Source organism: Streptomyces sp. NPDC041200 (assembly GCF_055591805.1).
In genome coordinates, this window is sequence record NZ_JBVIZF010000001.1 from 428,234 (window position 1) to 453,088 (window position 24,855).

A 24,855-nucleotide genomic window follows, 5' to 3' on the forward strand; every position below is an offset into this window, starting at 1 on the left:
CGCTCCCGCGCGATACAGCCCTAAGAGGAGGAACGACAGCGTGACCTACGTCATCGCGCAGCCTTGTGTCGACCTGAAGGACAAGGCGTGCATCGAGGAGTGCCCCGTCGACTGTATCTACGAGGGCCAGCGGTCCTTGTACATCCACCCGGACGAATGCGTCGACTGTGGGGCCTGTGAGCCGGTGTGCCCGGTCGAGGCGATCTTCTACGAGGACGACACTCCGGAAGAGTGGAAGGACTACTACAAGGCGAACGTCGAGTTCTTCGACGAGCTCGGTTCGCCCGGCGGTGCGAGCAAGCTCGGCCTGATCGAGCGTGACCACCCGTTCATCGCCGCGCTTCCGCCGCAGGAGCACGACGAGTGACCCTGCCCGGGTCATGAGACCCGGCGCGGCCTTCGGTCCCGTAGGGCATGTGGCCTGCGGGACCGGGCTGTTCCCGGTCTCCCACCGGGATTCCCGGGGCGCGGCGGGACATCCCGTACGCCCCGGGCTGTTTCGAAGAAAGTGAGCCACCCCGTGCCACCCGTCTCCGCCCGCCTCCCGGTCTTCCCCTGGGACCGGCTCGAACCGTACAAGGCGACCGCCGCCGCCCATCCGGACGGCATCGTCGACCTCTCGGTGGGCACCCCCGTCGACCCGGTCCCCGAGCTGATCCGCACCGCGCTGGCCGATGCCGCGGACAGCCCCGGCTATCCGACCGTCTGGGGCACCCCCGCGCTGCGGGACGCGCTGACCGGCTGGGTCGAGCGGCGGCTGGGCGCGGAGCGGGTCACCCACACCCAGGTGCTGCCGGTGATCGGCTCGAAGGAGCTGGTGGCCTCGCTGCCGACGCAGCTCGGTCTCGGCCCCGGCGACAAGGTCGCCTTCCCGCGGCTCGCCTACCCGACGTACGAGGTGGGCGCGCGGCTCGCGGGCGCCGAGCCGGTGCCGTACGACGCCGTCGAGGACCTGGACCCGGCGGGGCTCAAGCTGCTGTGGCTGAACTCCCCGTCCAACCCCACCGGCCGGGTGCTCTCCAAGGACGAGCTGCGGGCCGCGGTCGCGTGGGCGAGGGCGCACGGGGTGCTGCTGGTCAGCGACGAGTGCTACCTGGAGCTGGGCTGGGAGGCGGACCCCGTGTCCGTCCTGCACCCGGAGATCTCCGGCGGGCGCTTCGACGGGCTGGTCGCGGTCCACTCGCTGTCCAAGCGGTCCAACCTGGCGGGCTACCGCGCGGCCTTCCTCGCCGGTGACGAGGGCGTGCTCGGCGAGCTGCTGAAGATCCGCAAGCACGGCGGGATGATCGTGCCCGCGCCGGTGCAGGCCGCCACGGTGGCCGCGCTCGGCGACGACAAGCACGTCACGGAGCAGCGCGAGCGCTACGCGGCGCGGCGGGCCGCGCTGCGGGGCGCGCTGGAGGGGTGCGGCTTCCGCGTCGAGCACAGCGAGGCGTCGCTGTACCTGTGGGCGACGCGCGACGAGCCGTGCTGGGACACCGTCGGCGCACTGGCCGAGCTGGGCATCCTGGTGGCCCCCGGCGAGTTCTACGGCCCGGCGGGCGGGGCATACGTCCGCGTCGCGTTCACCGCGACGGACGAGCGGGTGGCGGCGGCGGTCCGCCGCCTGGCTGCCTGACGGCCCCCTAGCAGCGCTCGGGTGCCCCCGGCCGGTCGGCCGGGGGCACCCGCTGATGGTGGCTGACCGACCACTCAGCCGAGCAGCGGCAGGCCCTTGATGGGGAGGCTCTTGATCGGCAGTTCGTCGGCCTGTTGCGGGGCGCTGGGCGCGACCTGCTGAGGCGCCGGGGCCGGAGCCGGAACCGGGGCCGGAGCGGCGACGGGGGCCGGAGCGGGGGCCGGGACCGGAGCCGGGGCGGGACGCCTGGCGGCGTGGGCACCCTTGGCGTGGGCGCCCTTGCTCTTGGCCAGGCCCTTGGTCAACGACGCCTTGCCCTTGCCCTTGGCGTGAGCGCCGCTCTTGCCCTTCCCCTTGGCGTGAGCGCCCTTGGCCTGGGCGGACTTGCCCGCCGTCGCGGCCTTCTGCGCCGGTGCGGGCTTCGCCGCCGTGGCGGGCTTGGCGGCCGCGGCCTTCTCCGGAGCGGTCTGCGCCGGGGCGGCCTTGGCCGGGAGAATGTCCTTGACGGTCCGCCCGGCCTGCTGCGAGGCGATGTCGGCCAGATCGCCGACGGAGGAGGGGTCCAGTGCGCTCAGTCCGCCCAGCTTGGGGGTGTGCGGCAGGGCCGGATCCGCCGCACTCGCGGCGTCGGCGGCACCGACCACGGGAGTCGCACTCGCTGCGACCAGCAGCGCGGCCCGAGCGATCCGACGCGTGAGAGGGAGGGACATGATTCTCCTTTGACGGGGGGACATGGAGCGTTACGTGTCCAGCGATCGGACGCAGTGAATATCGCGTGAGCCGCGCGAAGGTTGCGGTGCGCCAAGGTAAAGAATTGATAATGCGTCGCATTATCCGTTGAGGCGCATAACGCGCGCCCGCGAAGATTGCCCAACGCCCCGTCAACGGCGCTGAGCTGCGGCGATCTATCGCGCTATCGCATAAGGGAAAGTCGTATATCCGACCCGGAACTCTTGTCGGACGTGTGCCAGCCGTCCCCTGAATTCCGGGCGTTCCATATGTGTTTGCCGTAAGAGACCCGTTCGATGCGCAACTCGTCCGAGTGAGCCACCGCCCAATAGGCCAGCTCCCAGCCGCGCTCCGTCCGGCCGCCCCGGGCCGAGTCGCCCCCCACCGGAACCAGCACCTCCCGGGCGGACCCGGCGTGCCTGCCGCCGCCCTGGCCCGCCACGTCCAGCCGCGACCGGGCGTCCGCCCCGAACTCCCGCTTCAGCGCCGCCTGGACGCGCGCCGGGTCGCCCGCCTTCCCGTCGTCCGGCGGCCCGGGGCAGCTGAAGGCGGCCGCCGAACGCCCGGTGAGGGTGGCGGTCAGCACCACGGCCTCCGTCTCGTGCTTCGCGTACGCCTGTGGGAAGCCGCTGTACTGCACCCGCTGCGCGGCCACCGTGAGCGGCAGCCGCGAGTAGCCGGGCACCTTCACCAGGAAGTCGTAGAACTTCCCGGCCGCGTACACCGGATCCTGGATCTGCCGCGCCGTTCCCCAGCCCTGCGACGGGCGTTGCTGGAACAGCCCGAGCGAATCCCGGTCGCCGTGGGTGATGTTGCGCAGCCCGGACTCCTGCAGCGCGGTGGCCAGCGCGATGGTGACGGCCCGTTCCGGCAGTCCGCGGGAGGCGGCCACGGCCTCGATCGTCGCGGCGTTCACGGCCTGTTCGGGGTCGAGCGGCACATCGCCGCCCTCCGCCCGCGCGACGCAGCGCGGCGGACCGCTACCGCCCGTCAGCAGATGCGCCGTGACATAAGCGGCAAGCCCCAGCAATACGGCACACGCGACGGCGGCGCGGAGCAGGCGGGGACGGCTGAAGAAGACGGACCGGGGCACACCGCCCACGTTACTGGGTGCCCCGGGGCCCGGTGCCGCACAGGGGCGGGGGTGGGGAAGGCCACGCGCCCGGGCGCGGGGGCCGGTCCGCCGGGGCCCGGCCGCCGGGGCGGGCGGGCCGGGGGCGCGGGTTAGGGTCACGGGTATGGCACACCCAGCACTCGACCTGTCCCTGGACGCGGCCCGGCTCACCGCCCGGCTCGTCGACTTCCCCTCGGTCAGCGGCGACGAGAAGGCGCTCGCCGACGCCGTCGAGCAGGCGTTGCGCGCCCTGCCGCATCTGACCGTCGACCGGGACGGGGACGCCGTCGTCGCCCGTACGCAGCTGGGGCGTGCCGAACGGGTCGTACTGGCCGGGCACCTCGACACCGTGCCGATCGCCGACAACGTGCCGTCCCGGCTGGACGAGGACGGCACGCTGTGGGGCTGCGGCACCTCCGACATGAAGTCCGGCGTCGCCGTTCAGCTGCGCGTCGCGGCGACCGTGCCCGAGCCCAACCGCGACCTCACCTTCGTCTTCTACGACCACGAGGAGGTCGCCGCCGAGCTGAACGGGCTGAAGCGGCTGGCCGAGCACCACCCCGAGTGGCTGGCCGCCGACTTCGCCGTGCTGCTGGAGGGCACCGAGGGCAAGGTCGAGGGCGGCTGCCAGGGCACGCTGCGGGTACGGGTGACCACGAGCGGGCACCGTTCCCACTCCGCGCGCAGCTGGCTCGGCGAGAACGCCATCCACAAGGCCGCCCCGATCCTCGACCGGCTGGCCGCGTACGAGCCGCGGCACGCGGACATCGACGGGCTCACCTACCGCGAGGGGCTGAACGCGGTGGGGATCGAGGGCGGCATCGCGGGCAACGTCATCCCCGACGCCTGCGCCGTGACCGTGAACTTCCGCTTCGCGCCGGACCGTTCGGAGGCGGAAGCGCTCGCCCATGTCCGCGAGGTCTTCGACGGCTTCGAGGTGACCCTCACCGACTCCGCGCCCGGCGCCCTGCCCGGGCTGTCCCACCCGTCGGCCGCGGCCTTCGTGGCGGCGATCGGCGGCGAGGCGGCCCCCAAGTTCGGCTGGACCGATGTCGCCCGCTTCTCGTCGCTCGGCGTGCCCGCGGTCAATTACGGCCCCGGCGACCCCAAGCTGGCCCACACCCGCGAGGAGCACGTGGACACCGCGCTGATCCTGGAGGCCGAGGAGCGGCTGCGGGACTGGCTGACCGCCTGAGCCCCCGCCTGGCCGGGCCGAACGCGGCCGTCCGCTTCGCCGCAGATCTTAAGAGGCAGATCAGAGAACAGATGAGCGTGGCGTGGATTTCGGCCTTTCGCCGCCCGGTGGGCCTACGCTGAACGACAGATCTTTGGCAGATCTTGGCGAAGGGAGCACACAGATGGGCAACGCCGAGGAAGAGCGAGCGCTGCACGAGCAGCGTCTGGGCCCGGTCGTGCGCCGTCGCCACCAGATGCGGCCCGGTACGACCGATCAGCGGCTGCTGGACAGCCAGGGCGCCACCCACTGGGTGCACGAGGACCCGTTCCGGGTGATGCGCATCCAGTCGGAGTTCGTGGAGGGTTTCGGCACCCTGGCCGAACTCGGCCGGGCGGTCAGCGTGTTCGGCTCCGCCCGTACGCCCGAGGGATCACCGGAGTACGAGGCCGGGGTGAAGATCGGGCGGGCCCTGGCCGAGGCCGGGTTCGGGGTGATCACCGGGGGCGGCCCCGGCGCGATGGAGGCCGCCAACCGCGGCGCGGTCGAGGCGGGCGGCGTCTCCGTCGGCCTCGGTATCGAGCTGCCGTACGAGCAGGGGCTGAATCCGTACGTCGACATCGGTGTGAACTTCCGCTACTTCTTCGTGCGGAAGACGATGTTCGTGAAGTATGCGCAAGGATTCGTCGTTCTGCCCGGTGGCCTGGGCACCCTCGACGAGTGCTTCGAGGCGCTGACCCTGGTGCAGACGAAGAAGGTGACCCGGTTCCCGATCGTCCTCTTCGGCAGCTCCTACTGGGGCGGCCTGGTCGACTGGCTGGAGAACACGCTGATCGCCCAGGGCAAGGCGTCCCAGCAGGACCTGGAGCTGTTCCACCTCACCGACGACATCGACGAGGTGGTCGACCTGGTCACCAAGGAGTCCGGCGCCTGACCGCCCCCGGGCCGCGTGCCCTACGCCAGTCCCCGGCGGGCGACCGCCGGGGGCCGGTGGCCCGCGATGGACGACACCATGTCCAGCACCTGACGGGTTTCGGCCACCTCGTGCACCCGGTAGACCTGGGCGCCCAGCCAGGCGGAGACCGCGGTCGTGGCGAGCGTGCCGATCACCCGCTCCTTGACCGGGCGGTCCAGCGTCTCGCCCACGAAGTCCTTGTTGGACAGCGAGACCAGCACCGGCCAGCCGGTGTCCCTCAGCTCCCCGAGCCGCCGGGTGGCCTCCAGCGAGTGGCGGGTGTTCTTCCCGAAGTCATGGCCCGGGTCGATCATGATCGCGTCGCGCCGGACGCCCAGCCCGGCCGCGCGCTCCGCGAGCCCGACGGTGACCCGCAGGACGTCCGCCACCACGTCGTCGTAGCCGATCCGGTGCGGCCGGGTGCGCGGTTCGGCCCCGCCCGCGTGCGTACAGACCAGCCCGGCGCCGTACCGGGCGGCGACCTCGGCCAGCTTGGGGTCGACCCCGCCCCAGGCGTCGTTGAGCACGTCAGCGCCGGCCTCGCAGACCGCCTCGCCGACCTCGTGCCGCCAGGTGTCCACGCTGATCACCACGTCCGGATGGCGCCGCCGCACCTCGGCCACGAAGCCGACCGTGCGCCGGGCCTCCTCGGCGGCGCTCACCTCGTCCCCGGGACCGGCCTTCACCCCGCCGATGTCGATGATCGCGGCGCCGTCCGCGACGGCCTGCTCGACGCGGGTGAGCGCGGGCTCGTCGCGGAAGGTCGCACCCTGGTCGTAGAACGAGTCCGGTGTCCGGTTGACGATCGCCATGATCACTCGCTCGTTCTCGTCGAACTCGCGTCGGCCCAGCCGCAGCATGCGTACTTCCTCTCAGGTGTCCGGCAGCGACGATAACTGTCAGTGGGGCATGGCACGATCGGGTCAGACAGTTGACGGGGCCGACGTCACTCGTGACGTCATGGCCGAGCCGCTCAAGCCGAGGAGAACGATCACCGTGTTCCTGTTCTTGCTGATCACGCTGGTCGTCGTGGTCGGTGCCGTCACCCTCGCCGTCGTCGGCGGCGGCGACGGCGGCCAGCTGTCCGAGGCGCCGCCCGACCGGCTGGACGACCCGCTCCCCGCCGACCGGCCGCTGGACCGGGAGGACGTCGAGGCGCTGCGGCTGCCGATGACCCTGCGCGGCTACCGGATGGCGGACGTGGACGATGTGCTGGGCCGGCTCGGCGCCGAGCTGGCCGAGCGGGACGCCCGGATCGCCGAGCTGGAGGATGCCCTGGAGGGCGCGCGGACCCCGGCGTTCGGGGACGGCAAGGCGGCCGGGGCCCCGGCGGACTATCCACCGGACTACCCGCCGAACTACCGGGCCGACTTCGACGGGAGCGGAGCATGAGCGCCCAGGGCGCGGTCGTCGGAGCGGACGGCCTGGCGCGCTGCCCCTGGGGGCTGGAGTCCGAGACCATGGCGGACTACCGCGTCTACCACGACACCGAGTGGGGCCGCCCGGTCCGCGGCGATGACGCGCTGTACGAGCGGATCTGCCTGGAGGCGTTCCAGTCCGGGCTGTCCTGGCTGACGATCCTGCGCCGCCGGGAGGGATTCCGGTCCGCCTTCGCCGATTTCCGGATCAAGGCGGTCGCGGAGTTCACCGAGGCCGATGAGCAGCGGCTGCTCGCCGATCCCGGCATCATCCGCAACCGGGCCAAGATCGCGGCCACGGTCGGGAACGCGCGGGCCGCGGCGGAGCTGGCCCCGGGCGAGCTGGAGGAGCTGATCTGGTCCTACGCCCCCGACCCCGCCACCCGCCCGGTCCCGCACACCTTCGCTGACGTCCCGGCGATCACCCCGGAGTCCACGGCGCTCAGCCGAGAGCTGAAGAAGCGCGGCTTCCGCTTCGTCGGACCCACCACGGCCTACGCCCTGATGCAGGCGTGCGGTCTGGTCAACGACCACCTGGCCGACTGCCACGTCCGCGGCAGCGTCTGAGCCCCGTCCGCACGCGGCCCGACCCGGCCTGACCCGGACGGTCCGGCGGCCCGGCCCGCCCGGCCCGCTTCCGGTCCGGGCGGGAGCCGCTGGTCAGCGGCCGGTGAACCGCGGCGGCTGCTTCTGGACGAAGGCGTCCACGGCCGTGCGGTGGTCCTCCGAGGCGCCCGCCCGGCGCTGCAGCTCGTCCTCCTTGGTCAAGGAGTCGGTGAGGCTGTGCCCGGCCGCGTAGGCGAGCGATTCCTTGATGGCCGCGTAGGCCGCGGTCGGCCCCTCCGCCAGCCTGCGGGCGACCGCCGCCGCCTCGGCGGGCAGCTCCGCGGCGGGCACGACCCGGTTGGCGATGCCCAGCTCCAGCGCCTCCGCCGCGCTGACACCGCGGGGGAAGAGCAGCAGGTCGGCGGCCCGGCCGTGGCCGATCAGCCGCTGCAGGGTCCAGGAGACGCCGGAGTCGGCGGTGAGCGCGACGCCCGCGAACGAGGTGTTGAACGAGGCGGTGTCGGCCACGATCCGGTAGTCGGCGGCGAAGGCGAACCCGGCCCCGGCCCCGGCCGCGACCCCGTTCACCGCCGCGACCACCGGCTTCGGCATTCCGGCGATCGTGGTCACGATCGGGTTGTAGTGCAGCGAGACGGTGGTCATCGTCGACCCCTCGCTCTGTTCCCCCCGGGCCTGCGCCTCGCGGTCGGCGGCCAGCAGCCCGATGTGCTCCTTGAGGTCCTGCCCGACGCAGAACGCGCGCCCGGTGGCGGTGAGCAGGACGGCCCGGACCGCCGGATCCTCGGCGGCCTGCAGCAGCGCGTCGCGCAGCGCCACCTTGGTGTCGATGTTGAGCGCGTTCATGGCGTCGGGACGATTCAGCGTGATCGTCGCGAGGCCGTCGGCCAGGTCGTAGAGCACGGTGTCGGTCATAAACGGCCCTCCCAGTGGGCAGGTGTTCGGTCGCGGCGGGCGTACGCTATCGCGATCGCCTCCCCGAATTGAGTGGTTTTGGGGGAGCGTCCTGTACGGGGGTTGCCGACCGATGTTGGTCATCGGGTCATGGCATGCGGGATAATGAATGAGAAGCAACGTGTTCGATGCCGGTGACGCCTGGGTTGTCGGCTGCGATGAGCTGGTTTCAGGAAGGGGAACGAGCATGGCGGCCATGAAGCCGCGGACGGGCGACGGCCCGCTCGAGGTGACCAAGGAGGGGCGGGGCATCGTCATGCGCGTTCCGCTCGAAGGCGGCGGTCGGCTCGTCGTGGAGCTGACACCCGACGAGGCCGACGCGCTCGGCGATGCACTGAAGAAGGTTGTCGGCTGAGCCACCGGCCCCACCATCACCCGAGCCCCGCCCCGGCGTCCGGTATGAGGTACCGGACGCCGGGGCGGTGCTATGCCCGGACGCTTCGTGGGTGGTACGGCCTCGGCCGCCGCGGCCTGTTCAGCCGCCGCGGTTGACCGCGCACAGCAGGCCGTCCCCGACAGGCAGCAGCGAGGACTGCAGCACGGTGGACTCCCGTACGGTGCGCAGCAGCTCACGCAGCCGCAGCACCTCGGCGGGCTGGGCGGCGGAGTCCACGGTCCGCCCGTTGGCGAAGACTCCCTCGAAGCAGACCAGACCGCCCGGGCGCAGCAGTCGCAGCGCTTCCTCCAGGTAGTCCAGGCACTCCAGCCGGTCACCGTCGCAGAACACCAGGTCGTAGCCGCCGTCGGCGAGGCGGGGGAGGACGTCCAGGGCGCGGCCGGGGATGAAGCGCGCCCGGTTGCCGGCGAACCCGGCCGCCCGGAACGCCTGCTTGGCGAACTGCTGCATCTCGGGCTCGGTGTCGACGGTGGTCAGCACGCCGTCGGGGCGCATGCCGTGCAGCAGATGGATGCCGGAGACGCCGGTCCCGGTGCCGATCTCGGCGACGGCCTTGGCATCGGCGGCGGCGGCGAGCAGGCGCAGCGCGGCGCCGGTGCCCGCGGACACCGAGCGCAGCCCTGCCTCCCGGGCCCGGTCACGGGCCCAGTGAAGGGCTTCGTCCTCGGCGACGAACGCGTCGGCGAACGCCCAGCTCGTCTGCCGGTTGCCGGTAATGACCCTCTCCTGTCCCCGTAGTTGGCGCAACGGTGACTGTATCCGCTGCGCACGGGAACCCGCAGATGGGACCAGGCGTTGAGGAGAGAAGGGGGGACCGTATGGATCACGGCCAAATGCAGGTCAAAAATACTTATCCGGAGCTAACGGGCGAGGTGGATATGGTAGGGGCTCTACTGGACACCACCAGAGCCGACAGGGGAGGTGCGGCTACGGCCGGTGACCGGAGAGTGCTGAGGCGCTTTCGCAGGTCAGCGGGCGAGCCGAAATCCGTGACCGACACCGCTGACCGTTCCCGTTCCGCCAACTCCACCACCGCGACTTTTGCCACTACCGCGTCGTTCGGTGCGGACGGGGACACCCCGGCGTGGACGCCTCCCACCTGGGAGGAGATCGTCAGCACGCACAGCGCTCGGGTCTACCGCCTCGCCTACCGCCTCACCGGTAACCAGCACGACGCCGAGGACCTCACCCAGGAGGTGTTCGTCCGCGTCTTCCGCTCGCTGTCGACGTACACCCCGGGCACCTTCGAGGGCTGGCTGCACCGCATCACCACCAATCTCTTCCTCGACATGGTCCGCCGTCGTCAGCGCATCCGCTTCGACGCCCTCGCCGAGGACGCGGCCGAGCGGCTCCCCAGCCGCGAGCCCTCTCCCCAGCAGCACTTCAACGACACCCACTTCGACGCCGATGTACAGCAGGCGCTCGACACCCTCGCGCCGGAGTTCCGCGCGGCCGTCGTGCTCTGCGACATCGAGGGCCTGTCGTACGAGGAGATCGCCGCGACGCTCGGTGTCAAGCTCGGCACCGTGCGCAGCCGGATCCACCGTGGCCGTTCGCATCTGCGCAAGGCGCTGCAGCACCGCGCCCCGGCGGGCGCGCGCGCCGAGCAGCAGCGCGAGGTCGCCGCGGTCGTGCCGCGGGTCTCCGGACCGCGGCTGAGCGGGGAGGTCGGGATCGCGTGACCCGATCAGGCGGTCCGTCCCCCGCCGAGCAGCATCTCGGCGACCGCCTTGCGGCTCTGGTCGACGGTGAACTCGGGCATGACGCGCGTGAGCGCGTGCTCGCACACCTGGCGACGTGCTGTAAGTGCAAGGCGGAGGCCGACGCGCAGCGGCGGCTGAAGAGCGTATTCGCCGAGACGGCGCCCCCGGCGCCGTCCGAGGGCTTCCTGGCCCGGCTGCAGGGCCTCCCGGCCATCGGCGGCGATGACGACGGTATGGGCAGCGGTTCCCCCTTCGCGGACCCGGGCGTCCTCGGCCTGCGCGGCGGCGCGCGGGACGTACGGGGCGACGTACCGGACGTACGGACGTCGGAGCGCAGACGGGAGCAGGCGTTCGCCTACCTGCCCGCGGTGGCACCGGTGACCCCGGTGGACCCGGTCGCCGCGGCTTCGGTGCGCCGGGAGCGCGGCTTCCGGATCCATGAGGTCGAGCGCCCCGCGCCGCGCCGCCGCTTCGCCTTCGCGGCCGCGGGCGCGGTGTCCCTGGCCGCCTTCGCGCTCGGCGCCACCCTGCCGCTGGAGGCGGCGGTCGACCCCGGCCCCCGGCCGGACGGCTCGGACGCCGCGGTCACCCCGGTCGACGCCGAATCCGTCGGCACGGGCACGCGCGGGGGCACCGCCCGTGACGTGGGGCTGCTCACCACTGCCGAGACGCGGCCCGCCCGGCTGCCGTCCCCGAGCGCTACGTCGAGCCACCCGGTGCTGGGCGGGCCCTCGGATGCCGCGGTGAACCCGCTGATACAGCCGGTCCTGTCGGTCACGGAGCTGCTGCGGGCCCCGACCTCCGCCCCGGCCGCGCCCGCCCCGACCCAGCCGGAGGGCCTGGTCCAGCCCGCCCCCGGCGTCTCCCCCTACCTGGGCCTCAGCGCGCCCCCTCCCTAGTTCCGACCTAGGTTCCGACCCCGGCGATTCCGCGCAATATCGCTCACACGTCCGGTCGTTCCGCTCGTTCCGCGCACGCGGGGCCGGGTGGACTGATTGAATCGCTTCCGGGCACCCCCGGCGAAGGCCGGGGAGGCTGAGGCGCCCCGGAGGCGCAGCGAGCCTCGAAGAGTCGCGGTGACGTATGACCCGGGCGGCGCGGTGGGCGCCTTGTCGCGGGAACTGTGGGGAGATCATGGACGAGCGGAAGGCCCCCGGGCCCAAGCCGAAGTGGTGGAGCCGTCCGGTCGCACGACCCGGCGACCGGCCGACGGACGAGGCGGCGGAGCCCGGAGCGGAGACGGCGAGCGGGCAGTCGGCGCAGGCGCCGGAGGCGGCGGCCGAGCGGGCGGTGCCGTCCGGGCCGGAGGCCGAACGGCCATCCGGCGTCGACGACGGCCGCGAGGCGGCGGACGGGGCCCGTGCGGGCACCGCGCGCCCGCTCCACGATCCCGATCCGTACAGCACCCCGCCCTACGGCGGCCCCGGCCCCTGGGCCCCGGCCCCGCCCGTACAGCACCCGGGCACGACACCGGCCCACGGCACGCATCTGCCGCCCGGAGCGGTCCCGCAGCCCGCCCCGCACCCCGCCGCTCCCCAGTCCGGCATCGCCCAGCCAGCGGCCGCCCAGCCCGGCGTCGCCCAGCCCGGGGCGATGACCCCGGCGCACGGCACCCCGCTGCCGCCCGGGAACCCGGGCGCACCGCCGCCCCCGCCGCACCAGTGGCAGAGCTACGACCCCTGGACCGTGCCGCCCCCGGCGCCCGCCGAGCGCAAGGTGGTCTCCCGTCGCCGCGCCTTCGTCGCCGTCCTGCTGATCGCGCTGATCGCGGGGTGCCTGGGCGGCGGGATCGGCGCGTACGTCGAGCGGGACCGGGCCTCAGGGGGCATCGATGTGAAGCTTCCGCAGGCCCCGCTGGAGAAGGGCACCCGGGCCCCGGGCAGCGTCGCGGGCATCGCCTCCAAAGCCCTGCCGGGCGTGGTGACCATCCATGTCAGCGGCAGCTCCGAGGAGGGCACCGGCACCGGGTTCGTCCTGGACAAGCAGGGCCACATCCTCACCAACAACCACGTCGTGGCCCCCGCGGGCGCCGACGGCGCCATATCGGTGACCTTCAACGGCGGTCAGTCCGCCCGCGCCAAGCTGGTCGGCCGGGACGCCGGGTACGACTTGGCGGTCATCCGGGTCGAGGGCGTCTCCGGGCTGAGCCCGCTGCCGCTGGGCAACTCCGACTCCGTCCAGGTCGGCGACCCGGTGGTGGCGATCGGCGCCCCGTTCGACCTGGCGGGCACGGTCACCTCCGGGATCATCAGCGCCAAGGAGCGCCCCATCACCGCGGGCGGCGAGAAGGAGGACGGCAGCGACATCTCCTATGTGGACGCGCTGCAGACCGACGCCCCGATCAACCCGGGCAACTCCGGCGGCCCGCTGGTCGACGGCAAGGCGCGGGTCATCGGGATCAACAGCGCCATCCGGGCCGCCGACGACGGCGCCGAGCTGGGCGGCCAGGGCGGCTCCATCGGCCTGGGCTTCGCGATCCCGATCAACCAGGGCAAGCGGGTCGCCGAGGAGCTGATCAACACCGGCAAGGCCACCCACCCCGTGATCGGCGTCACGCTCAACATGGAGTACACGGGCGACGGTGCCCGGGTGAACAGCAAGGGCGCCTCCGGGCCGCCGGTCACCCCGGGCGGGCCGGGCGACAAGGCGGGGATCGAGGCCGGTGATGTGATCACGGAGGTGGACGGCGTCCGGGTGCACAGCGGCCAGGAGCTGATCGTCAAGATCCGCAGTCACCGCCCCGGCGACCGGCTGGAGCTGACCCTCAAGCGGGACGGCGACGAGCGCACCGTGGAGCTGACGCTGGGCTCCGCGAGCAGCGATGGCTGACGCCCGATGTTGGTCCGGGCGTCTCCCGGGGCGCCCCCACCGCCAGGTACGGTGTGGTGTGGCCTGATTTCCGGCCTCAGACGTCTCTAGGAGCTGCAGGGTGTTCAACGACATAGGGGCCCTCGAGCTTGTCGCGCTCGTTGTCCTTGCGGTGCTCATCTTCGGCCCGGACAAGCTTCCGAAGGTCATCCGGGATGTTTCGCAGTTCATCCGCAAGATCCGGGAGTTCTCCGACAGCGCCAAGGAGGACATCCGTACCGAGCTGGGCCCCGAGTTCAAGGACTTCGAGTTCGAGGACCTGAACCCCAAGACGTTTGTGCGCAAGCATGTGCTGGACTCCGATGAGCTGGGCCTCAAGGAGATCCAGAACGGCTTCGACCTCCGCAAGGAGATGGCCGAGGTCGCCGACTCCGTGAACGGCCGGGAGAGTGACGTCGCACACGGCTCTTCAGGGGGCTCCGGCGCCGCCCCGCTGTCCCTCTCCAAGGACGATTCCGGCACCCCTGACCTGCTGCGCAAGCGTGATGCTCAGCCTCGCGAGGACCGTCCGCCTTTCGACTCCGACGCCACTTGATCCCCCCGTATGCCCGGGCTGGTTGACCCGTATGGCTATCCTCCCTTTGTCCGGGGTGAGGTCGCCCGAAGGGGGGCGGGCCGCCCACGACGAAGGGCAACGAGGAGGCTCCGCGCACATGGGCACGACGAGTCGGCTAGGGGTGCATGGGGTGAACGGTGCGGCGCAGGGGATGCCCGCTGAGGCGCGGCGGAGCGTCGACGGCTACCTGATGGCCGCCTTCCCCTGGTACGGCCTTGACGAGGCGTTCACCGGGCCGCGCTGGCTCATGCAGGTGGGTGCGGCCGCCGACGGGCGGGTGGAATACGGCTCGACCGGGCACGGCGAGGAGCCGTCGCTGCGCGTCGAGACCGATATGGACCAGCAGCGCTTCACGGCGGTGGTGACCGTCGGCGGACGCCCCGTACGGGACAGCGCGGACGGCACCGGCAAGCTGGAGGCCACCTCGGTCTCCTCGGCCGCCTGGCTCGCCGGTTCGGGCCTGCTGTCATGCACCTGGCCTACCCGGATGGAGCGGGGGCTGCGCCAGGACTGGCTGGACCAGCAGACCGCGATCGCCTGGGAGCTGGCGGACGCCCTGGACGGCGACGAGTGGTCCTCGCTGTCGCTGCCGGTGGACGGCGTGCCGACCGACTTCCACTACCGCGAGTCGGAGTACGGCTGGGTGCTGGCCGGGTCGGCGGGCGAGAGCGTGCACATCGGGGCGTACGGGCGCGGGATGAGCGCCTACGGCCTGGGCTTCTCAGTGATCAAGGACATCACCGGCTACGACGCGTAGCGCCGGTACACGTGCGCGGGGGCGGCCTCACGGATGAGGCCGCCCCCGCGCACGTCTGTGGGGTCTGGTGCGGCGGCTCAGAACTTGTTGCGCGGCGTGACGCCCAGCGACATGCCCGCGAGGCCCCGCTGCCGTCCGCCGATCTTGCCCGCGATCGCCCGCAGCGCGCTGCCCGCGGGGGAGTCGGGGTCGGACAGCACGACCGGCTTGCCCTCGTCGCCGCCCTCGCGCAGCCGTACGTCGATCGGGATGGCGCCCAGCACCGGCACCGTCGTTCCGGTGGTCCGGGACAGCCCCTCGGCGACGCTCTGCCCGCCGCCGGTGCCGAAGACGTCGACCATCTCGTCGCAGTGCGGGCAGGGCAGCCCGGACATGTTCTCCACCACGCCGACGATCTTCTGATGGGTCTGGACGGCGATCGAGCCCGCCCGCTCGGCCACCTCGGCGGCGGCCTGCTGCGGCGTCGTCACGACCAGGATCTCGGCGCCCGGCACCAGCTGGGCGACGGAGATCGCGATGTCACCGGTGCCCGGGGGCAGGTCCAGCAGCAGGACGTCGAGGTCGCCCCAGTAGACGTCGGCCAGGAACTGCTGGAGGGCGCGGTGCAGCATCGGTCCGCGCCACACCACCGGAGCGTTGCCCGGGGTGAACATCCCGATCGAGATCACCTTCACGCCGTTCGCCGACGGCGGCATGATCATGTCCTCGACCTGGGTCGGGCGGCCTTCGGCGCCCAGCATGCGCGGCACCGAGTGGCCGTAGATGTCGGCGTCGACGACACCGACCTTGAGCCCGTCGTCGGCCATCGCGGCGGCCAGGTTGACCGTCACCGACGACTTGCCGACGCCGCCCTTGCCGGAGGCCACCGCGTACACCCGGGTCAGCGAGCCGGGCTGGGCGAAGGGCACCTCGCGCTCGGCCTGGCCGCCGCGCAGCGAGGTCGCCAGCTCACGCCGCTGCTCGTCGCTCATCACATCCAGCTCGACGGTGACGCCCGTCACCCCGCCGACCTGGCCGACCGCGTCCCGCACCCGGCTCGTGATCGTCTCCCGCATCGGACAGCCGGCGACCGTGAGGTAGACCTCCACCGCGACCGTGCCGTCCGACGCGATCTCGACGGATTTGACCATGCCGAGGTCGGTGATCGGCTTGTGGATCTCCGGGTCGTTGACCGTGGCGAGCGCGGCGCGCACCGCGTCTTCGCTCGGTCCCGGGACAGTGTCGGTAGCCATATGGAGATGGTACGGCGCCGGGGGTACGCGCCGGTAAGCCCGTCAGTGGTCGCGTTCCTCACGCGAGGGGGCGCGCGGCGGAGCGGGTGAGGGCGCGGGCCGCCGCTCGTCCAGTTCCCGGACCAGTGCCTCGAACTCGGAGCGGATCCAGTCCCGCGTCGCGACCTCGCCGAGCCCGGTCCGCAGCGACGCGATCTCCCGGGTCAGGAACTCGGTGTCGGCGATGGACCGCTCGTCCCGCGCCCGGTCCTGTTCGAGGTTGACGCGGTCGCGGTCGGCCTGCCGGTACTGGGCGAGCAGGATCAGCGGTGCCGAGTACGAGGCCTGGAGCGACAGCATCAGCGTCAGGAAGATGAACGGGAACGGGTCGAACCGCAGCGGGTCCGGGGCCAGGGTGTTCCAGGCCAGCCAGGCGACGACGAAGACCGTCATCCAGGCGATGAAGCGGCCGGTGCCCAGGAAGCGGGCGATCAGCTCCGACGCCCTGCCGAACGCCTCCGGGTCCCAGCGCGGCAGCGGGCTGCGGCGGGGCTCCTTGGGCCGGTCGAGACGGCCCCCGTCACCGTCCACCGCCCACCTCCGGGACGTTCACGCCGCCGTACAGTTCGCGCTCCCGCCAGTCGGGGGGCAGCAGATGGTCGAGGACGTCGTCCACGGTCACCGCGCCCAGCAGCGACCCGCCCTCGTCCACGACCGGCGCCGCCAGCAGGTTGTACGTCGCCAGATGACCCGCGACCACCGGCAGCGGGGTCTCCGGGCGCAGCGGCCGCAGATCGGTGTCCACGGCCGCGCCGACGAGGGTGAACGGCGGGTCGCGCAGCAGCCGTTGGAAGTGGATGGTGCCCAGATAGCGCCCGGTGGGCGTCTCGTCGGGCGGGCGGCACACATACACCTGGGCGGCGAGCGCCGGGGTCAGGTCCTGGTTGCGCACCCGCGCGAGGGCGTCCGCGACCGTGGCGTCCGGCCGCAGCACGATCGGCTCGGTCGTCATCAGCCCGCCCGCCGACCCCTCCTCGTACGACATCAGCCGCCGCATGTCGGCCGCGTCCCGGGGCCGCATCAGGGTCAGCAGCCGTTCCTTGTCCCGTTCGGGCAGCTCGGACAGCAGGTCGGCCGCGTCGTCCGGGTCCATGGCCTCCAGGACGTCGGCCGCGCGCTCCTCCTTGAGCTTGCCGAGGATCTCCACCTGGTCGTCGTCCGGCAGCTCCTCCAGGACGTCCGCGAGCCGCTCGTCGTCCAGCGCCGCGGCGACCTCGCCGCGCCGCTTGGCGGAGAGGTGGTGGAGGACGTTGGCGAGGTCGGCGGGGCGCAGCTGCTCGAAGGTGGCCAGCAGGTTCTCCGCGCCCTGCCCGTGCTCCTCCAGCGAGAATCCGGTGACGGCCGACCAGTCCACGGTCAGCGTCTCGCCGCGGCGGCGCAGCGCACCGCTCTTGCCGCGGCGCACGAAGACCTTGGCGATCTCCCATTCGCGGCGCGCGGGCAGCTGGCCCATCGCCACGTCCAGGACCGTGACCTCCTCGCCGGTCTCCACGATCCGCACCGTGCGGTCCAGCAGTTCGCCGAGGACCAGCGTCTCGGTGGGGCGCTGCTCGAAGCGCCGCATGTTGACCACGCCGGTGGTGATGACCTGGCCCGACTCCACGCCGGTCACCCGCGTCATGGGCAGGAAGATGCGGCGGCGGGTGACCACTTCGACGACCAGCCCGAGGACCCGCGGCGGCCGCCCGGCCAGCCGCAGCATCGCCACCAGGTCGCGGACCCGCCCGACCTGGTCGCCGTTCGGATCGAAGACGGCGACGCCCGCCAGATGCGAGACATAGATCCGCGAGGCGCCTGCCGGCATGTCATGCGCCTCCTTCCGCTCCGCATTCGAGCGCAATCACCGGGTTCAGGCTAGCCTGCCCCGTTCTGCCCCGCCGCCGGACGAGCGGTCCCCGGAGCCCCGCGCACGCATCCGTACGGCACCGGTACGCTGCCGTACTGCACCGGACCGGCATCAGGAGGCAGAGCGGACGTGCGCATCCGGAACACGGCTCTCGTCGCGGTGATGTGCGCGGGACTGGCCGCGCTCACCGCGTGCGGCGGCGAAGGGGAGAAGGCGGACCCCGACGCGGGAACGAACGGCGTGGGCAAGCTCCCCGCCAAGAAGATCGAGAGCAAGGCCCGGACGGTGGCGGGAGGCGCGGACGCGGTCCATCTGTCCGGCAGCCTCGTCTCCAAGGGCCGCACCTACAAGGTCGACATGAAGCTGAAGGGCGACGGCGGCACCGGCGTCGTCTCCACCAAGGGCTCCCGCTACGAACTGCTGCGGGTGGGTGAGGAGCTGTACCTCAAGGCGGACGCGGGCTTCTGGGCCCACCAGGGCGCGAGCGGCGGGGGCGGGCACAGCGGCGACGCGGCCGCCGCGGACAAGCTCGACGACAAGTACGTGAAGGTCCCGTCCGGGGACCCCTCCTACCAGCGGCTCAGCGGCTTCACGGACAAGAGCGTCATGCTGGACGGGCTGCTCGGCCTGCACGGCACCCTCACCGCGGGCGAACGGGGCGAGGTCGGCGGCATCCGCACGATCCGCATCCTCGGCGGCGAGGGCGGCGGCGGCACCCTCGACGTCTCCCTGGAGGGACGCCCGTACCCACTCCGTCTCCAGCGCGCCGGGGGCGCGGGGGTGATCCGGCTGGAGGACTGGAACAAGGACTTCAAGCTGGCCGCCCCGAAGGAGGACCACGTGGTGGACTACGGCCAGCAGATCCCCACCGGCACGTAACGCCGCGCCGCAGCCCGGCGCCGGAGGGGCGGTGATGCCCCACCCCAGCCCCCTGGGGGCACCTCCCAGCGGTAGCTGGGGGAGTTTGAGGAACGGGGTCCAGGGGCGGAGCCCCGGCGGGGGGCCGGGGGCTTGCCCCCGCCCCGCGGCGGAGCCGCACATCGATGGGTGCGGGAAGGGGCGGGGTGGGGAAAAATCAGCCCGCCTTCCGCGCGCGCTTCCCCCGCGCCAACAGCTTCGGCAACCCCGCCGGAATCGCCCGCCGCGTCACGGCGGGACACGGCAGCGGCGCCGCCGCAAGCGACCCCGTCTCCGCCGCCACGAGCGCCGCGTCACGCACCGGCTCCAACCGCAGCACCCGGCACTCCCGAGCCCACCGCTCCGCGATCGCGTCCGCGTCGACCGCGTTCAGCCGCTTGCCCTTCAGCTCACCGACGGCCGAGGTCCACGCCTCGCCCTCCGGGGTGAGTTCAACGACCCGCGCGGACCAGCCGATCAGCCGCCCGCCCTTGTCCTTGCTGCGCACGGTCACCGTCGCGGTGCCGCCGTCCACGAGCCCGAGCCCCTTGAGCGGCTGCTCGTCGGGGCCGTCCCCGACGAGGCAGACGGCACCCTCGTGCCAGATGTGCCACAGGGCGCGGGCGGCTCCCTCGGCGCCCTGAACCCAGACGAGGGCGGACTTCTTGGCCGCCTCCTCGACCAGGGCGCGGTCGATCGGGTCCATGGCGCCCATAGGCGTCGGCGTCTGCGTCATGCGAACAGCCTAGGCCAGCCACCTGCGCCGGCCGTGCATCCCACCCAGCGAAACGACAGTTCCATACCCGGCACACGCACCTTACGCTGAGCCCGTGCCCACGACGCGCTCCACCGGCCCCACCCGCACGCCCACCGCCGCCGCCCCCGCACCGCGCCCGGCCCTGGACACCGCCCTGCTGGCCGTCGCCGTCGCCGGGGTGTCGCTCTCCGCCCCGCTGGCCGCCGCGACCGCCGCCCCCGCCCTCGCCGTGGCGTTCTGGCGCAACGCCATGGCGGTCGGCGTGCTCACCCCGCTCGCCCTGTGGCGCCACCGGGGCGAGCTGCGCCGGATGGGACGCCGCGCGGTGGCGCTCTCCGCCGCCTCGGGGGCACTGCTCGCCCTGCACTTCGGGACCTGGCTGCCGAGCCTGCACATGACCTCCGTGGCCTCCTCGACCGCGCTGGTGACCACGACCCCGATCTGGACCGCGCTGCTGCTGCGGCTGCGCGGCCACCGCCCGTCCCGGGCGGCCACGCTCGGCACGCTGCTGGCCTTCCTCGGTGTGGTGATCCTCACCGGGGTCGACCTGTCCGCCTCTCCGCGGGCCCTCGCGGGCGACGCTCTCGCCCTGGTGGGCGGCCTGGCCGGGGCCGGTTACGTGGTGCTGGGGGCGGAGGTGCGCCGGGTGGCGAGCACGACGGCGTACACCTACGTCTGCTACTCCACGGCCAGCCTGTTCCTGCTGCTCACCTGCCTGGTCGCGGGCGCGCGGCTGCACGGCTACAGCGCGGACACCTGGCCGAAGCTGGTGCTGCTGATGGTCACCGCGCAGCTGCTCGGGCACACGCTGATCAACCGGGTCGTCAAGGGCCTGGGCCCGTCCGTGACCTCGACCGCGATCCTGCTGGAGACGCCGGGCGCGGCCCTGATCGCGGCGGTGTGGCTGGGCCAGCAGCCACCGGTGGCCGCCTACCCGGCGCTCGCGGTGATCCTCGCCGGGCTCGTGCTCGTCATCCGGGGCGACCGCAAGCAGGCCCAGGGCGCCCCGCGGGACACACCCCAGGGCATCCCGCAGGACACCCCGCAGGAAACCGCCTAGAGCCAGCCGTTCCGCTTGAACCCGCGGTGGATCGTGACGCAGATCCCCACCGTGACGGCCATCACCATCGGGTAGCCGAACTTCCAGTGCAGCTCCGGCATGTACGTGAAGTTCATGCCGTAGATCCCGGCGATCATCGTCGGGACCGCGCAGATCGCCGCCCAGGAGGTGATCTTGCGCATGTCCTCGTTCTGGGCGACCGTCGCCTGCGCCAGGTTCGCCTGGAGGATCGAGTTCAGCAGGTCGTCGAAGCCCAGCACCTGCTCGTTGACCCGGGCCAGATGGTCCGCGACGTCCCGGAAGTACTTCTGGATGTCCGGGTCCACCAGCCGCATCGGGCGCTCGCTCAGCAGCTGCATCGGCCGCAGCAGCGGCGAGACGGCCCGCTTGAACTCCAGCACCTCGCGCTTGAGCTGGTAGATCCGGCCCGCGTCGCCGCCGCGCCGGGAGGTCGCCTGCGAGAAGACCTCGATCTCGACCTCGTCGATGTCGTCCTGGACGGCGTCCGCGACCGCGAGATACCCGTCCACGACCTGGTCGGCGATGGCGTGCAGCACCGCCGAGGGGCCCTTGGCCAGCAGCTCCGGGTCCTCCTGGAGCCGGTGGCGCAGGGCGCGCAGCGAGCCCTGGCCGCCGTGCCGCACGGTCACGATGAAGTTGTGGCCGGTGAAGCACATCACCTCGCCGGTCTCCACGACCTCGCTGGTCGCGGTGAGTTCGGCGTGGTCCACGTAGTGGATGGTCTTGAAGACGGTGAAGAGGCTGTCGTCGTACCGCTCCAGCTTCGGCCGCTGGTGCGCCTGCACCGCGTCCTCGACGGCCAGCGGGTGCAGCCCGAACTCCTGCGCGATGCCCGCGAACTCGCGCTCCGTCGGCTCGTGCAGCCCGATCCAGGCGAACCCGCCCTCGGCGCGCACCCGCTCCATCGCGCGCGCCGGGCTGACGTGGTCGCTGACCCGCTTCCCGTCGCGGTAGACGGCGCAGTCGACCACGGCGCTGGTGACGGACGGGTCCCGGGTGGTGTCGTAGTTGCTGGTGTTGTGGACGCGGCGCAGGGCGGGGCGGACGGCTGCACGCAGGTCACGGATCATCGACATGACGGGCTCCTTCACGGGCCGGCCGTCAGCGGCGGGCGCGCGGCGCAGCGCTGCGCCCGGAAGGTGGACGTACGGCACTCCCGTGAGAGGCGTACGTACGTCCGCAAAGCGGGCGGCGCTCCGTGCGATGACGCTGACGGAGTTCGCGGAGAACAGAACAGATGCGATACGAAGGCGCTCTGCCGTCAGATGCCCTTGATGCGAGAGAACTTCACGTGTTTCACCGCGTGGCGGTGGGGTACGGGAGGTTTCAGATCATGAAGCCGCATACCAAGGGGAAACGACGGGAGAACTGTCGGTACTGCACGGTCGACTAGGATCCACCGCAGCCCCACCTCCTCCGGCCGGTCCCCCGTGGGGGACGACGTATTTCCCTGGGCAGGCAGCAAGGCTATCAGTCGGCAGAACCGTTAAGCCGCCGCTTTGCCCGTTCGATACGCGATCTATGCTCACCGCATGTCAGACGTTCTGCAGCTGGTCGAGGCCCGGTTGGTCACCGCGCTGGGCGAGCCGGACGCCCGCGCCGCCGTCACGTTCGTCGGTACGGACCGCATCGAAGTGCTGCGTTTCCGGGCCGATGGGAACGTCGTCCGGTACGCCACCCTCGGCATGTCGGACCATCCGATGACCGACCCCACCGCCGCCATCGCCGATCCCCTCCGCGGTCCTCGCGCCGAGCTGGTCCTCACCGTGCGCGGCGACAGCGGCCCCGGCTCCGCCGTCCTGGACGAGGTGCTGCGCCCGCTCGCCGTGCTGGGCGCCTCGCCGCAGGTCGAGGGCGTGGTGGTGACCCCGGGCGCGTCCCTGGAACTGGGCGGCCCGCTGTGGCCCGGGGCGCCCTTCACCTCCGTACTCGTCGGCGAACCCGGCGGCCTGGTCGAGGACTTGGAGCTGATCGCGCCGATGGAGCCGGTGCGCTTCCTGCCGCTGCTGCCCATGACCGGGAACGAGGCGGCGTGGAAGCGGGTCCACGGCGCCGGCGCGCTCCAGGACCGCTGGCTGCGGCACGGCACCGACCTGCGCGATCCGGCCCGCTCCGGGGTGCCGCTGACCTGAACGGGGACCCCACTCCAGACGGGTGACCGTCCTTGACGTGAGGACGGGCGGGGAGGACCGTGGGGCCCTATGAGGGGCGAACCCAGTTGCCCGAAGTGCGGTGGCCGGGTGCGTGCGCCCGGTCTCTTCGCCGACTCCTGGCAGTGCGGTGTGCACGGCATGGTGCACCCCGTTCAGCCGGTCGTCCCGCCGAGCGTGGAAGCACTCGTGGTGGTCACCAACCGTGCCCGGGTGCCCGTATGGATGCCGTGGCCGCTGCCCGTCGGCTGGCTGTTCACCGGGGTCGCGTGCGCCGGTGACGACCGCAGCGGCGGCCGCGCGACCGTCGTGGCCTGTTCCGGCCCGGGCCCGCTGGGCGGCCCGGGGGAGCTGCTGCTGATCGCGGAGGAGCTGGGCGTGGGGCTCGGCGCGCGGTACGCGGGCATCCCCGGCCCCGACCCCGGACCCGGGATGCGGGTGGACAAGCCGCCGCACGTCAAGGTGCTGGCCGCCGGGCGGCCCACCCCGCTGTGGCACGTCGAGGGCACCCCGGACGACCGCGCGGTGTTCGCGGGGGAGGCCTGCGGGCTGTGGCTGTGGGCGGTGGTCTGGCCCGAGCAGACCGGGCTGCTGATGTACGACGAGATGGTGCTCACCGATCTGCGGGACGCGGGCGCCGAGGTGGATCTCGTGCCGTGCGGCGCGCTGTCGCCGCGGCTGCTGTCCTGACGTACGGACCAGGCCGCGGTACGGGCCGTGATGATCACCCCTGACGCGGGCATGTCCCGGGCTGCGGCTACCCTGAAGCAGGCTGCTTGTTCACCCTGTTACCGCTGGGAGCCCGCGTTCGTGCGCATTGACCTGCACACCCACTCCACCGCGTCGGACGGTACGGACACCCCCGCCGAGCTGGTGCGCAATGCCGCCGCGGCCGGGCTGGACGTCGTCGCGCTGACCGACCACGACACGGTCGCCGGATACGAGGAGGCGGCCGGGGCGCTGCCGGACGGGCTGACGCTGGTCACCGGGGCAGAGCTGTCCTGCCGTCTGGGCGGCGTGAGCCTGCACATGCTGGCGTACCTCTTCGACCCGGCCGAGCCCGAGCTGGCGCGCGAGCGCGAGCTGGTGCGGGACGACCGGGTGCCCCGGGCCAAGGCGATGGTGGCGAAGCTGCGCGAGCTGGGCGTGCCCGTCACCTGGGAGCGGGTGGCGGAGATCGCCGGAGACGGGGCCGTCGGACGGCCGCACATCGCGACCGCGATGGTCGAGCAGGGCGTCGTGGAGACGGTCTCGGACGCGTTCTCCTCGGAGTGGCTGTCGAACGGCGGCCGGGCGTACGTGGAGAAGCACGAGCTGGACCCCTTCGAGGCGGTCCGGCTGATCAAGGGCGCGGGCGGGGTCGCCGTCTTCGCGCATCCGCTGGCCGTCAAGCGCGGTGAGTGCGTACCGGAGAGCGCGATCGTGGAGCTGGCCGCGGCCGGTCTCGACGGCGTCGAGGTCGACCACATGGACCACGACGAGCCGACGAGGACCCGGCTGCGCGCGCTCGCCGCCGAGCACGGGCTGCTCACCACGGGCTCCAGCGACTACCACGGCAGCCGTAAGACCTGTCGGCTCGGCGAGTACACCACCGACCCCGAGATGTACGCGGAGATCGTGCGCCGGGCGGCGCTGGCCCCACGCTAAGCGCCCCCGTACAACGGCGTACGGGGGCGGCTGCGGTCATGCTGACGCGTCGGTAACCGCGTCTGTCGTCTCTGCGTCTGCGTCGGTACTACGGCGTCGGTGCTACTACCGGGCGGCGGTTTCGGCTGGACGGATGTAGATGCGCTGGCCGATCGCGGCGGCCTGCTGCACGATCCGGTTGACGGAGGCGGCGTCTACGACGGTGCTGTCCACGGCGGCGCCGTCCACATCGTCAAGGCGCATGATCTCGAAGCGCTGCAAGGCTTCTCCCTTCGTCTGATCCTCCTGCTGGAGAACTAGTGAGTACGGGACGCGCGCGGCTCCGCTGCCGCGCGCTCCACAACCTGTTCAACGAAGCATGCCCTGAAATGATTCCCTACGCTAATGAAATTTTTCGCC

Annotated in this window: 28 protein-coding genes; 17 read left to right on the top strand and 11 right to left on the bottom strand. The window is 72.5% G+C overall.

The features are described from left to right. Positions 1–40 precede the first annotated feature (40 nt). Positions 41–367, top strand: coding sequence for a ferredoxin (fdxA, locus tag ACZ6CL_RS02070; RefSeq protein WP_014054705.1), 327 nt, complete (start codon positions 41–43; stop codon positions 365–367). A 153-nt stretch (positions 368–520) separates the two neighbouring features. Beyond that, complete coding sequence (gene dapC / locus ACZ6CL_RS02075) at positions 521–1,618, top strand: succinyldiaminopimelate transaminase (RefSeq protein WP_468929991.1); 1,098 nt, start codon at positions 521–523, stop codon at positions 1,616–1,618. Between the two features lie 74 nt (positions 1,619–1,692). Here dapC and ACZ6CL_RS02080 read toward each other — a convergent pair whose 3' ends face one another. After that, positions 1,693–2,328, bottom strand: a complete 636-nt coding sequence (locus ACZ6CL_RS02080; RefSeq protein ID WP_468929994.1) for an ATP-binding protein — start codon at positions 2,326–2,328, stop codon at positions 1,693–1,695. Between the two features lie 203 nt (positions 2,329–2,531). Continuing rightward, the gene (locus ACZ6CL_RS02085; RefSeq protein ID WP_468929996.1) at positions 2,532–3,449 is read right to left on the bottom strand and encodes a VldE C-terminal domain-containing protein; all 918 of its coding nucleotides are present in this window, start codon (positions 3,447–3,449) and stop codon (positions 2,532–2,534) included. A 136-nt stretch (positions 3,450–3,585) separates the two neighbouring features. Between ACZ6CL_RS02085 and dapE the strand changes: the two genes are divergently transcribed. Together dapE and ACZ6CL_RS02095 are read left to right on the top strand one after the other, a co-directional pair. Then, positions 3,586–4,656, top strand: a complete 1,071-nt coding sequence (dapE, locus tag ACZ6CL_RS02090; protein ID WP_468929999.1) for a succinyl-diaminopimelate desuccinylase — start codon at positions 3,586–3,588, stop codon at positions 4,654–4,656. A 163-nt stretch (positions 4,657–4,819) separates the two neighbouring features. Beyond that, the gene (locus ACZ6CL_RS02095; protein WP_385445822.1) at positions 4,820–5,569 is read left to right on the top strand and encodes an LOG family protein; all 750 of its coding nucleotides are present in this window, start codon (positions 4,820–4,822) and stop codon (positions 5,567–5,569) included. 20 nt (positions 5,570–5,589) lie between these two features. Here ACZ6CL_RS02095 and folP read toward each other — a convergent pair whose 3' ends face one another. Further along, positions 5,590–6,450 (bottom strand): dihydropteroate synthase, encoded by an 861-nt coding sequence (gene folP / locus ACZ6CL_RS02100; protein WP_468930002.1) that lies wholly within the window; start codon positions 6,448–6,450, stop codon positions 5,590–5,592. A 100-nt stretch (positions 6,451–6,550) separates the two neighbouring features. Here folP and ACZ6CL_RS02105 point away from each other — a divergent pair, with 100 nt between their 5' ends. Beyond that, positions 6,551–6,982 (top strand): DivIVA domain-containing protein, encoded by a 432-nt coding sequence (locus ACZ6CL_RS02105; RefSeq protein WP_468930004.1) that lies wholly within the window; start codon positions 6,551–6,553, stop codon positions 6,980–6,982. Continuing rightward, positions 6,979–7,575 (top strand): DNA-3-methyladenine glycosylase I, encoded by a 597-nt coding sequence (locus ACZ6CL_RS02110; protein WP_468930006.1) that lies wholly within the window; start codon positions 6,979–6,981, stop codon positions 7,573–7,575. The genes ACZ6CL_RS02105 and ACZ6CL_RS02110 overlap by 4 nt, the downstream gene beginning before the upstream one ends. A gap of 93 nt (positions 7,576–7,668) precedes the next feature. Here ACZ6CL_RS02110 and chcB read toward each other — a convergent pair whose 3' ends face one another. Beyond that, positions 7,669–8,487, bottom strand: a complete 819-nt coding sequence (chcB, locus tag ACZ6CL_RS02115; RefSeq protein WP_468930009.1) for a 2-cyclohexenylcarbonyl CoA isomerase — start codon at positions 8,485–8,487, stop codon at positions 7,669–7,671. Positions 8,488–8,713: 226 nt separating this feature from the next. On the opposite strand from chcB, the gene ACZ6CL_RS02120 reads away from it, so the two are divergent. Continuing rightward, positions 8,714–8,881, top strand: a complete 168-nt coding sequence (locus ACZ6CL_RS02120) for a DUF3117 domain-containing protein (RefSeq protein ID WP_003966491.1) — start codon at positions 8,714–8,716, stop codon at positions 8,879–8,881. A gap of 120 nt (positions 8,882–9,001) precedes the next feature. Here the strand turns inward: ACZ6CL_RS02120 and ACZ6CL_RS02125 are convergent, their stop codons facing one another. Continuing rightward, the gene (locus ACZ6CL_RS02125) at positions 9,002–9,670 is read right to left on the bottom strand and encodes an O-methyltransferase (protein ID WP_123102139.1); all 669 of its coding nucleotides are present in this window, start codon (positions 9,668–9,670) and stop codon (positions 9,002–9,004) included. Positions 9,671–9,801: 131 nt separating this feature from the next. On the opposite strand from ACZ6CL_RS02125, the gene sigE reads away from it, so the two are divergent. The 5 genes from sigE (at position 9,802) to ACZ6CL_RS02150 (ending at position 14,807) form a co-directional block, all read left to right on the top strand. Then, entirely contained in the window at positions 9,802–10,605 is an 804-nt protein-coding gene (gene sigE, locus ACZ6CL_RS02130) for an RNA polymerase sigma factor SigE (RefSeq protein WP_468930012.1), read from the top strand. After that, positions 10,602–11,525, top strand: a complete 924-nt coding sequence (locus ACZ6CL_RS02135) for an anti-sigma factor family protein (protein ID WP_468930015.1) — start codon at positions 10,602–10,604, stop codon at positions 11,523–11,525. The genes sigE and ACZ6CL_RS02135 overlap by 4 nt, the downstream gene beginning before the upstream one ends. A 235-nt stretch (positions 11,526–11,760) precedes the next feature. Continuing rightward, entirely contained in the window at positions 11,761–13,455 is a 1,695-nt protein-coding gene (locus ACZ6CL_RS02140) for a S1C family serine protease (protein ID WP_468930018.1), read from the top strand. A gap of 100 nt (positions 13,456–13,555) precedes the next feature. Further along, complete coding sequence (locus tag ACZ6CL_RS02145; protein WP_468930021.1) at positions 13,556–14,029, top strand: sec-independent translocase; 474 nt, start codon at positions 13,556–13,558, stop codon at positions 14,027–14,029. Between the two features lie 118 nt (positions 14,030–14,147). After that, on the top strand, positions 14,148–14,807 hold the full coding sequence (locus ACZ6CL_RS02150; RefSeq protein ID WP_468930023.1) for a hypothetical protein: 660 nt from the start codon (positions 14,148–14,150) through the stop codon (positions 14,805–14,807). A 77-nt stretch (positions 14,808–14,884) separates the two neighbouring features. Here ACZ6CL_RS02150 and ACZ6CL_RS02155 read toward each other — a convergent pair whose 3' ends face one another. The 3 genes from ACZ6CL_RS02155 to ACZ6CL_RS02165 are packed head-to-tail and all read right to left on the bottom strand — an operon-like array spanning position 14,885 to position 17,882. Further along, entirely contained in the window at positions 14,885–16,039 is a 1,155-nt protein-coding gene (locus ACZ6CL_RS02155) for an Mrp/NBP35 family ATP-binding protein (RefSeq protein ID WP_468930025.1), read from the bottom strand. Positions 16,040–16,081: 42 nt separating this feature from the next. Then, complete coding sequence (locus tag ACZ6CL_RS02160; RefSeq protein ID WP_468930027.1) at positions 16,082–16,609, bottom strand: DUF1003 domain-containing protein; 528 nt, start codon at positions 16,607–16,609, stop codon at positions 16,082–16,084. Then, a complete protein-coding gene (locus ACZ6CL_RS02165; protein ID WP_468930030.1) occupies positions 16,599–17,882 on the bottom strand; it encodes a magnesium transporter MgtE N-terminal domain-containing protein in 1,284 nt (427 codons plus the stop codon). The genes ACZ6CL_RS02160 and ACZ6CL_RS02165 overlap by 11 nt, the downstream gene beginning before the upstream one ends. Before the next feature lie 171 nt (positions 17,883–18,053). Between ACZ6CL_RS02165 and ACZ6CL_RS02170 the strand changes: the two genes are divergently transcribed. Continuing rightward, positions 18,054–18,803, top strand: coding sequence for a hypothetical protein (locus ACZ6CL_RS02170; protein WP_468930031.1), 750 nt, complete (start codon positions 18,054–18,056; stop codon positions 18,801–18,803). A 196-nt stretch (positions 18,804–18,999) separates the two neighbouring features. On the opposite strand, the gene ACZ6CL_RS02175 is transcribed toward ACZ6CL_RS02170, so the two are convergent. Further along, complete coding sequence (locus ACZ6CL_RS02175) at positions 19,000–19,557, bottom strand: hypothetical protein (RefSeq protein ID WP_468930034.1); 558 nt, start codon at positions 19,555–19,557, stop codon at positions 19,000–19,002. 94 nt (positions 19,558–19,651) lie between these two features. Here ACZ6CL_RS02175 and ACZ6CL_RS02180 point away from each other — a divergent pair, with 94 nt between their 5' ends. Further along, positions 19,652–20,638 (top strand): DMT family transporter, encoded by a 987-nt coding sequence (locus tag ACZ6CL_RS02180; RefSeq protein ID WP_468930036.1) that lies wholly within the window; start codon positions 19,652–19,654, stop codon positions 20,636–20,638. Here ACZ6CL_RS02180 and ACZ6CL_RS02185 read toward each other — a convergent pair. After that, positions 20,635–21,735, bottom strand: a complete 1,101-nt coding sequence (locus ACZ6CL_RS02185) for a magnesium and cobalt transport protein CorA (RefSeq protein WP_468930038.1) — start codon at positions 21,733–21,735, stop codon at positions 20,635–20,637. The genes ACZ6CL_RS02180 and ACZ6CL_RS02185 overlap by 4 nt on opposite strands. A gap of 456 nt (positions 21,736–22,191) precedes the next feature. Here ACZ6CL_RS02185 and ACZ6CL_RS02190 point away from each other — a divergent pair, with 456 nt between their 5' ends. The 3 genes from ACZ6CL_RS02190 to ACZ6CL_RS02200 all read left to right on the top strand — a co-directional run bounded on the left by ACZ6CL_RS02190 (position 22,192) and on the right by ACZ6CL_RS02200 (position 24,456). After that, positions 22,192–22,791 carry a suppressor of fused domain protein gene (locus tag ACZ6CL_RS02190; protein ID WP_468930041.1) on the top strand — a complete coding sequence of 200 codons (600 nt, stop codon included), beginning with the start codon at positions 22,192–22,194 and terminating at the stop codon, positions 22,789–22,791. Positions 22,792–22,860: 69 nt separating this feature from the next. Next, on the top strand, positions 22,861–23,499 hold the full coding sequence (locus ACZ6CL_RS02195) for a DUF6758 family protein (protein WP_468930043.1): 639 nt from the start codon (positions 22,861–22,863) through the stop codon (positions 23,497–23,499). 120 nt (positions 23,500–23,619) lie between these two features. Beyond that, positions 23,620–24,456 (top strand): PHP domain-containing protein, encoded by an 837-nt coding sequence (locus ACZ6CL_RS02200; protein WP_468930045.1) that lies wholly within the window; start codon positions 23,620–23,622, stop codon positions 24,454–24,456. Positions 24,457–24,561: 105 nt separating this feature from the next. Here the strand turns inward: ACZ6CL_RS02200 and ACZ6CL_RS02205 are convergent, their stop codons facing one another. Then, a complete protein-coding gene (locus ACZ6CL_RS02205; RefSeq protein ID WP_468931296.1) occupies positions 24,562–24,717 on the bottom strand; it encodes a hypothetical protein in 156 nt (51 codons plus the stop codon). Positions 24,718–24,855: the final 138 nt, after the last annotated feature.

Excerpts from the sequence above, each read along its gene's own strand:
- ACZ6CL_RS02140 (WP_468930018.1), top strand. The coding sequence starts at position 11,761 with ATGGACGAGCGGAAGGCCCCCGGGCCCAAGCCGAAGTGGTGGAGCCGT.
- ACZ6CL_RS02155 (WP_468930025.1), bottom strand. The coding sequence starts at position 16,039 with ATGGCTACCGACACTGTCCCGGGACCGAGCGAAGACGCGGTGCGCGCC.
- ACZ6CL_RS02110 (WP_468930006.1), top strand. The coding sequence starts at position 6,979 with ATGAGCGCCCAGGGCGCGGTCGTCGGAGCGGACGGCCTGGCGCGCTGC.
- ACZ6CL_RS02120 (WP_003966491.1), top strand. The coding sequence starts at position 8,714 with ATGGCGGCCATGAAGCCGCGGACGGGCGACGGCCCGCTCGAGGTGACC.
- ACZ6CL_RS02175 (WP_468930034.1), bottom strand. The coding sequence starts at position 19,557 with ATGACGCAGACGCCGACGCCTATGGGCGCCATGGACCCGATCGACCGC.
- ACZ6CL_RS02195 (WP_468930043.1), top strand. The coding sequence starts at position 22,861 with ATGAGGGGCGAACCCAGTTGCCCGAAGTGCGGTGGCCGGGTGCGTGCG.
- ACZ6CL_RS02150 (WP_468930023.1), top strand. The coding sequence starts at position 14,148 with ATGGGCACGACGAGTCGGCTAGGGGTGCATGGGGTGAACGGTGCGGCG.
- chcB (WP_468930009.1), bottom strand. The coding sequence starts at position 8,487 with ATGACCGACACCGTGCTCTACGACCTGGCCGACGGCCTCGCGACGATC.
- ACZ6CL_RS02105 (WP_468930004.1), top strand. The coding sequence starts at position 6,551 with ATGGCCGAGCCGCTCAAGCCGAGGAGAACGATCACCGTGTTCCTGTTC.
- ACZ6CL_RS02190 (WP_468930041.1), top strand. The coding sequence starts at position 22,192 with ATGTCAGACGTTCTGCAGCTGGTCGAGGCCCGGTTGGTCACCGCGCTG.
- sigE (WP_468930012.1), top strand. The coding sequence starts at position 9,802 with ATGGTAGGGGCTCTACTGGACACCACCAGAGCCGACAGGGGAGGTGCG.
- ACZ6CL_RS02165 (WP_468930030.1), bottom strand. The coding sequence starts at position 17,882 with ATGCCGGCAGGCGCCTCGCGGATCTATGTCTCGCATCTGGCGGGCGTC.
- ACZ6CL_RS02185 (WP_468930038.1), bottom strand. The coding sequence starts at position 21,735 with ATGTCGATGATCCGTGACCTGCGTGCAGCCGTCCGCCCCGCCCTGCGC.
- dapE (WP_468929999.1), top strand. The coding sequence starts at position 3,586 with ATGGCACACCCAGCACTCGACCTGTCCCTGGACGCGGCCCGGCTCACC.
- folP (WP_468930002.1), bottom strand. The coding sequence starts at position 6,450 with ATGCTGCGGCTGGGCCGACGCGAGTTCGACGAGAACGAGCGAGTGATC.
- ACZ6CL_RS02080 (WP_468929994.1), bottom strand. The coding sequence starts at position 2,328 with ATGTCCCTCCCTCTCACGCGTCGGATCGCTCGGGCCGCGCTGCTGGTC.
- ACZ6CL_RS02095 (WP_385445822.1), top strand. The coding sequence starts at position 4,820 with ATGGGCAACGCCGAGGAAGAGCGAGCGCTGCACGAGCAGCGTCTGGGC.